The 6283-nt window shown below is 35.7% G+C and carries 9 protein-coding genes and 1 other annotated feature; all 9 genes read right to left on the reverse strand.

The genetic code is table 11. The features are described 5' to 3' along the window. A partial coding sequence (locus A194_RS0113875) for a class I tRNA ligase family protein (RefSeq protein WP_017187415.1) occupies positions 1-944 on the reverse strand: 944 nt, incomplete at its 3' end. Positions 945-1016: 72 nt separating this feature from the next. Beyond that, positions 1017-1234 (reverse strand) — a binding site (T-box leader). A 121-nt stretch (positions 1235-1355) separates the two neighbouring features. Then, positions 1356-1907: a DivIVA domain-containing protein gene (locus A194_RS0113880; RefSeq protein WP_017187416.1), complete on the reverse strand. Its 552-nt coding sequence runs from the start codon at positions 1905-1907 to the stop codon at positions 1356-1358. Between the two features lie 85 nt (positions 1908-1992). Further along, positions 1993-2766, reverse strand: a complete 774-nt coding sequence (locus A194_RS0113885) for a YlmH family RNA-binding protein (RefSeq protein ID WP_017187417.1) — start codon at positions 2764-2766, stop codon at positions 1993-1995. 19 nt (positions 2767-2785) lie between these two features. Further along, positions 2786-3049, reverse strand: a complete 264-nt coding sequence (locus A194_RS0113890) for a YggT family protein (RefSeq protein WP_017187418.1) — start codon at positions 3047-3049, stop codon at positions 2786-2788. Between the two features lie 17 nt (positions 3050-3066). Beyond that, positions 3067-3510, reverse strand: coding sequence for a cell division protein SepF (locus tag A194_RS0113895; RefSeq protein WP_017187419.1), 444 nt, complete (start codon positions 3508-3510; stop codon positions 3067-3069). A gap of 12 nt (positions 3511-3522) precedes the next feature. After that, entirely contained in the window at positions 3523-4200 is a 678-nt protein-coding gene (locus A194_RS0113900) for a YggS family pyridoxal phosphate-dependent enzyme (RefSeq protein ID WP_017187420.1), read from the reverse strand. A 25-nt stretch (positions 4201-4225) separates the two neighbouring features. Further along, positions 4226-5017, reverse strand: coding sequence for a peptidoglycan editing factor PgeF (gene pgeF, locus A194_RS0113905; protein ID WP_017187421.1), 792 nt, complete (start codon positions 5015-5017; stop codon positions 4226-4228). Positions 5018-5075: 58 nt separating this feature from the next. Next, positions 5076-5318, reverse strand: coding sequence for a YlmC/YmxH family sporulation protein (locus A194_RS0113910; protein WP_017187422.1), 243 nt, complete (start codon positions 5316-5318; stop codon positions 5076-5078). 109 nt (positions 5319-5427) lie between these two features. Beyond that, positions 5428-6210 (reverse strand): RNA polymerase sporulation sigma factor SigG, encoded by a 783-nt coding sequence (sigG, locus tag A194_RS0113915; RefSeq protein ID WP_017187423.1) that lies wholly within the window; start codon positions 6208-6210, stop codon positions 5428-5430. Positions 6211-6283: the final 73 nt, after the last annotated feature.

Below are 6283 nucleotides of genomic sequence, written 5' to 3' on the forward strand. Positions count from 1 at the left end.
GTAACATGATCACCTAAAATGACTAGTGAATCACGGTCATATAATGGGTGCTGAGCAACAACACGCTCTAATTCTTCGCCTTTATATGTTTTAACGATTGAAGGGTTTTCCCATCCAGTTTTCTCCGATACTTCACCTAGCAAGTCTTCAGCAACGATGAATTTACCTTGTTCGGTGCTAACAACAGAATAAGTAACTTCAGGGTGTAGTGCAATTGCTAAGTTAGCGGGAATTGTCCAAGGTGTTGTCGTCCAAATAACGAATTTCTCATCACCTTCTAATACCCCATTAGTTTCTTTAACATCAAATGCTACATAAATGGATGGGGAACGCTTTTCTTGATACTCAATTTCAGCTTCTGCTAATGCTGACTCTGATGATGGTGACCAATAAACAGGTTTTTTTCCCTTGTAAATATAACCACGCTTAGCCATGTCACCAAACACTTTAATTTGCTGTGCTTCAAAAGCTGGATCTAGTGTAATATATGGATTTTCCCAATCACCACGGACACCTAATTGTTTAAATTGTGTACGCTGGTTATCTAATTGCTGTAGGGCATATTCTTCACACATTTTTCTAAATTCAGCGATTGCTAACTTTTTACGGTCAATTTTCTTCTTTTTCGTTAATGCTGTTTCAATAGGTAACCCGTGTGTATCCCAACCAGGAACATACGGGGCATGGTAGCCAGACATCGACTTATAACGCACGATAAAGTCCTTCAATACTTTGTTTAAAGCGTGCCCCATATGAAGGTCACCGTTCGCATACGGAGGGCCGTCATGTAAGACAAACAATGGTCGGTCTTTTGTTCTATCTTGAACTTTTTCATAAATCTTGTTTTCATCCCAAGCTTTTTGCATTTCTGGTTCACGGTTTGGCAAATTTCCACGCATCGGAAACTCCGTTTTAGGCATTAATAACGTTTCCTTGTAGCTCATATAAATCCTCCTTATAGTTATAACACTTTGTTAAAAGACATCTTTAGAAACAAAAAAACTTGCCCATCCCTAGAAAGGGACGAACAAGTTCGCGGTACCACCCTAATTGAATGAACATAACAATTCATTCCACTTAGCATTCGTAACGTGAATGTGACGTCCTATTTTACTTAGAGGTTCAAAAAGGAAGCTCAAGGATGATTTTCCTTAAAGGATTGCTACTAGGCTCACACCGTCCCTAGCTCGCTTTAACAACTGACTTTAAGTACTGTTCCTATCGATGCTTTTAAATTTATAAACACAACTTATGTGTTAAGTTCTTTTTCATGATAAAAGAATTATAGATAATTTCATTCATGAAGTCAAGGTTTATTATTCATTATACATATTAATGTTCCATTTTAAACGTGATTATGACTCAGAATTTGAATGAGTTTGGTAACTGCTCGTTTGATTATGGTAGTTAGATTCTAATTGCATCTCTTCATCTTCCTCAGAATCCAATTCAAACAAGTCTTCCCAGTCTTCATTCTCAATTATGTCGAGTTGTGCTTCTACTAACATTTTCAAACGTGTGCGGAACACTTTAGCTTGTTTTTTCAGCTCTTCAATTTCCATCGAAACTTGACGAGACTTAGCTAATGCATCATTAACAATTCGATCGGCATTCTTCTCTGCCTCTTTAATGATTAACTTCGATTCTTTATTCGCATTATTTTTCACTTCATCTGCCGTCTCTTGAGCGACAAGAATTGAGCGGTTTAAAGTCTCTTCAATGTTACTAAAGTGACCTAATTTCTCTTCTTTTTCATTAACTCGTTCTTCTAAAGCTTTCTTTTCACGAATAACTTTTTCAAAGTCTTTAATGACTTGGTCTAAAAATTCATTAACTTCATCTTCATCATACCCACGAAAAGCTCTAGTAAACTCTTTATTATGAATATCTAATGGCGTTATACCCATCATTCGAACCCCCTCTATTGCTCTTGCGCTTTTCCTTAATTTATAATTTCGACAAGAAGTTTCATACTCCTGCTAACTTCTGCAATTATTTTAATTTAGCAGTTTTAATGCGAACTTTGTTTTTTCTCGTTTCACCTAATAGGTCAACAACTTTACTTCTACCGTAAGACTTTAAAGAGATTAAATCTCCAGGCTCCAGTAGAAAGGAAGGGTTATTTACAATTCGATGATTGACTTTAACAGCTTCCTTCTCAATGAACGTCTGCGCTTTTTGACGTGAGATTTGATAGATTTCTTTCAAAATAACATCAAGTCTAGTGGATGAGACCGTACCTTCTTGGTCTTGCCAATGATGAATAGGTTTAAAAACATTTGCCTCATCAACTTCTTTTAATTTGATTCGTGTATTTTTAATCTTCTCTACATTCATCTTTAAATAAAGCGCTAAATCTTGATCACATATAATTTGAAATTGACCTTCTTTTACTACTAGGTCACCGAGTTTCTTCCGGTGTAAGCCTAATGACATAATCGTCCCTAACAAATCACGGTGTGAAAGTGATACAAACTTAGACGCATATGTACCTTGTAAGATGCTTATATTAAAACCGTCAAAGTTAATCGTTTCATAGAAAGGAGCCAATAATGCCCTCTTTCGTTCTGCATATTCATATCCGCCATTAAAAGACAGTTGCAAATTTTCGTCTTGTCCAATAATAGATTTAAAAATCAATTGTTCTCTTGGATCAAGGAAATCACTAACAACTGGTACGTAGTTACGTTCAACTTGATCTTTCCAGTCTAACACTTGATCAATGAACGGTTGTTCCTCTGGGCGAAAGTGCTGGTATAAATCCATGACCTTCCTCTTCCTTTAATTAAAATAACATGCCAAATAATACTATAAGTCCTTGTGATGCTAAGTGTAACGTAATAATCGCAACAATTGGCGAAATATCAATCATTCCTAATGGTGGAACAAACTTACGAAACGGTTCTAAATAAGGTTCACATGCTTTCGCTAAAAACTGACCAAATTGTGATTCTCTTGCTCCAGGGAACCATGACATAAAAATATAACCAATTAGCATGAAGGAATATATTTGAACTCCTAATAATATTAAGCTAAGTAACGCATCCACTCGCCTTACACCCTTTCTTATTTATAATCGAAACTCGAATCGTTAAACAGTTCTGAAATACTACCAGATATATCGACATGATCTGGTGTACATAAAAATGTTTGTTGACCGAGTTTTTGTATATTGCCGCTTAAAGCATAGACCGTACCACTTAAAAAGTCAACAATACGAACACTCGTATTATGGTCTAACCTTTGCAGATTAACGACGACTGATTTTTTCTTCATAATATGATCAGCTATATCTTGTGCTTCATCAAAATCAGTTGGTTCACACAGGACCATTTTTGTATCGTTTTGGATTGATGTTAAGCTCACGACGTTGTCTTGATTTTGATTTTTGAACTTTTTCGTTGGTTCTTCTTTTTGTTCAACTTCGTGTTCTTCACGTTTCGGTGTTTCTTCATAAGTTGCTCGTTCATCTAGGTCAAAAAATGATTTGAACTTGTCTTTAAAACTCATCGGAATCCACTCCTATACTTCTTTTCCAACTAATTTTGAACCTATACGAATATGGGTCGCACCTTCTTCAATTGCAATTTGATAATCATTACTCATCCCCATCGATAACTGATCACAAGGTGCATAAGGGAATTGGTGACGTTGTACTACATCTCTCACTTCTCTTAAATTCCTAAAACATTGTCTAATATACTGTTCATCTTCAGTAAGAGGTGCCATCGTCATTAATCCAACAACTTTAACATTCGGATAGTTTGCTAGACTCTCTATAAATGGAACTACTTCTTCTGGTTTTATGCCGTGTTTTGACTCCTCATCACTCGTATTAACTTGTACGAAACAAGACACTTCTCGACTAGCCCTTTTGTTAATTTCCTTTGCTAACGATTTACGGTCTAAAGAGTGAATGCTATCGACATAATCAATCAAATCTTTCACTTTCCGTGACTGAAGCGTGCCAATAAAGTGTAAGTTAGCAGCTTGTCCAATCGATTCGTATTTCTCTAAAAAACCTTCTAGACGATTTTCGCCTAAATGCTGTACACCAGCATTAATTGCTTCTTGCGCTGTTTCGTTAGAGACATACTTCGTAACAGCAATTATTTGAATGTCATCAGGATTACGCTTAACGCGTTCACATATTTGTATTAGTTCATCTTGTATTAGTTGATATCGTTCACTTACTGACATGTGTATAACACCCTTGCTACGATTTTTATAAAGATAAAATAGCCATCATTCTACCAGTTTGACCTTTGTCTCTTCTGAATGAAAAAAAGAGCTGTTCATCTTCGTATGTGCAATACTGAGAAGTTTCAATCTTACTTGTTAATAGACCTAGCTCTTTTAAATATAAATAGTTTAACATTTTTAGGTCAAGCAAATAACGGCCTTGTTGACTAGGTTTTAATACTTTTTCATAGTATTTTTGTGGGATTTGCTCAATCACTCGTTCATCAACTTCATAACGGTCTTGAGAGATACAAGGTCCGATCATCACTTCTAGTTCTTCCAATTGAACACCTTTTGACAAGAGAGCTTCCACAACATTGTGACTAATACCACCGACTGTTCCTTTCCACCCTGCGTGCGCTAACCCTATCCAGCCTCGCTCTGGCGCGATAAAATAAAGTGGAACACAGTCAGCATAAAAAGTTACTAATGAATGGCTAGGATCATTTGTAATCATAGCATCTGCTTCAATATTCGGTTTGTCGTGTGAAACTTCATGGCGATCAGTTTCAGTTAAGTCAATTACTTTAGTACTATGAACTTGGTTTAAACAGCACCATTGTTCTAACGGTTGTTCAATTTGTTCACTTATGTATTGACGATTTTTCAGAACATTTTCTACTTCGTCATTGACGTGGATGCCAACATTCATTGAATTGTATGGTGTGTTACTATACCCTTTTAGACGTGTTGAAAAACCTGCTGTATAACCGAGTTCTTTCCACTTGGAATTAAGTAAATAATTTGTATAATTTGCATCCAATATTTCTGCCATAGTAAGAACCCCTCTATAATGTATTTTATCACATTTCGCTCTATATTTCTTATTTCATTTAAGGAGAATGTTTTATCATTCTCACTAATATGACATCTGCCCCGATCTTTTCAATTTGAGACCAAGAAATCGCAATCTCTTCTTGTTCACCAAAGACCCCAAACCACTTTCCTTTTACTGAGACGACTAACGACAATATAACGCCCACTGTTACATCTAATTCTAAGTCGCTAATAAATCCGATCTTTTCACCGTTCTCAACCTCAATGATATCTTTTGTTTGTAATTCTGACAATAACATATAATCACGCCTCCTCACTATTAATACTATATGAGGAGAAACACGATAAAAAAACCTCCATATTGAACTCGTTTCAAGTTAATAACAAGTACAACATAGAGGACTACATTTAAGAGTCTAATACAGTTTTATTCATCTCTTTAATTGCTGATTTTTCTAACCTAGACACTTGAGCTTGTGATATCCCAATTTCATCAGCTACTTCCATCTGTGTCTTACCTTCAAAGAATCGTTGATTAATAATCAATTTCTCACGTTCATTTAATTTTTTAATCCCTTCACGAATTGCTAGTTCATTTAACCAAGAAGAGTCTTTTTGTTTATCGTCCTTCAGTTGATCCATTACAAAGATTGGGTCACTACCGTCATTATATATTGGTTCAAATAACGACACAGGGTCTTGAATAGCATCTAAAGCAAAAATAATATCCTCATGAGGGATGTCCATTTCTTTTGCAATCTCCTGCGTTGTTGGTTCAGTAGAACGTTGACTCATTAAATCCTCTCTTACTTGTAAAGCTTTATAAGCAATATCACGTAATGAACGAGAAACCCTGATTGGATTGTTATCCCTTAGATAACGTCTGATCTCACCAATAATCATTGGTACAGCATAGGTCGAAAATTTAACATTTTGGCTAAGGTCAAAGTTATCAATTGATTTCATTAAACCGATACAACCAACCTGAAACAAGTCATCAACATTCTCTCCACGGTGATTAAAACGCTTAATAACGCTTAATACCAAGCGTAAATTACCGTTAACGAGTTCTTCTCTAGCTTGTTCATCACCTGATTGTAAACGTTTAAATAGAAACCTCATTTCATCATTTTTTAAGACTGGTAACTTTGACGTATCAACACCACAAATCTCAACTTTATTTCTTGTCATGCTAGCCCCTCCCACCTGGAGATGATGTCATCTACATTTTTCCAGAATGGGATTTTTTATGCGATAAACTTTA

The sequence above is a fragment of the Alkalibacillus haloalkaliphilus C5 genome (assembly GCF_000269905.1).
Taxonomy (GTDB): Bacteria; Bacillota; Bacilli; order Bacillales; family Alkalibacillaceae; genus Alkalibacillus; species Alkalibacillus haloalkaliphilus_A.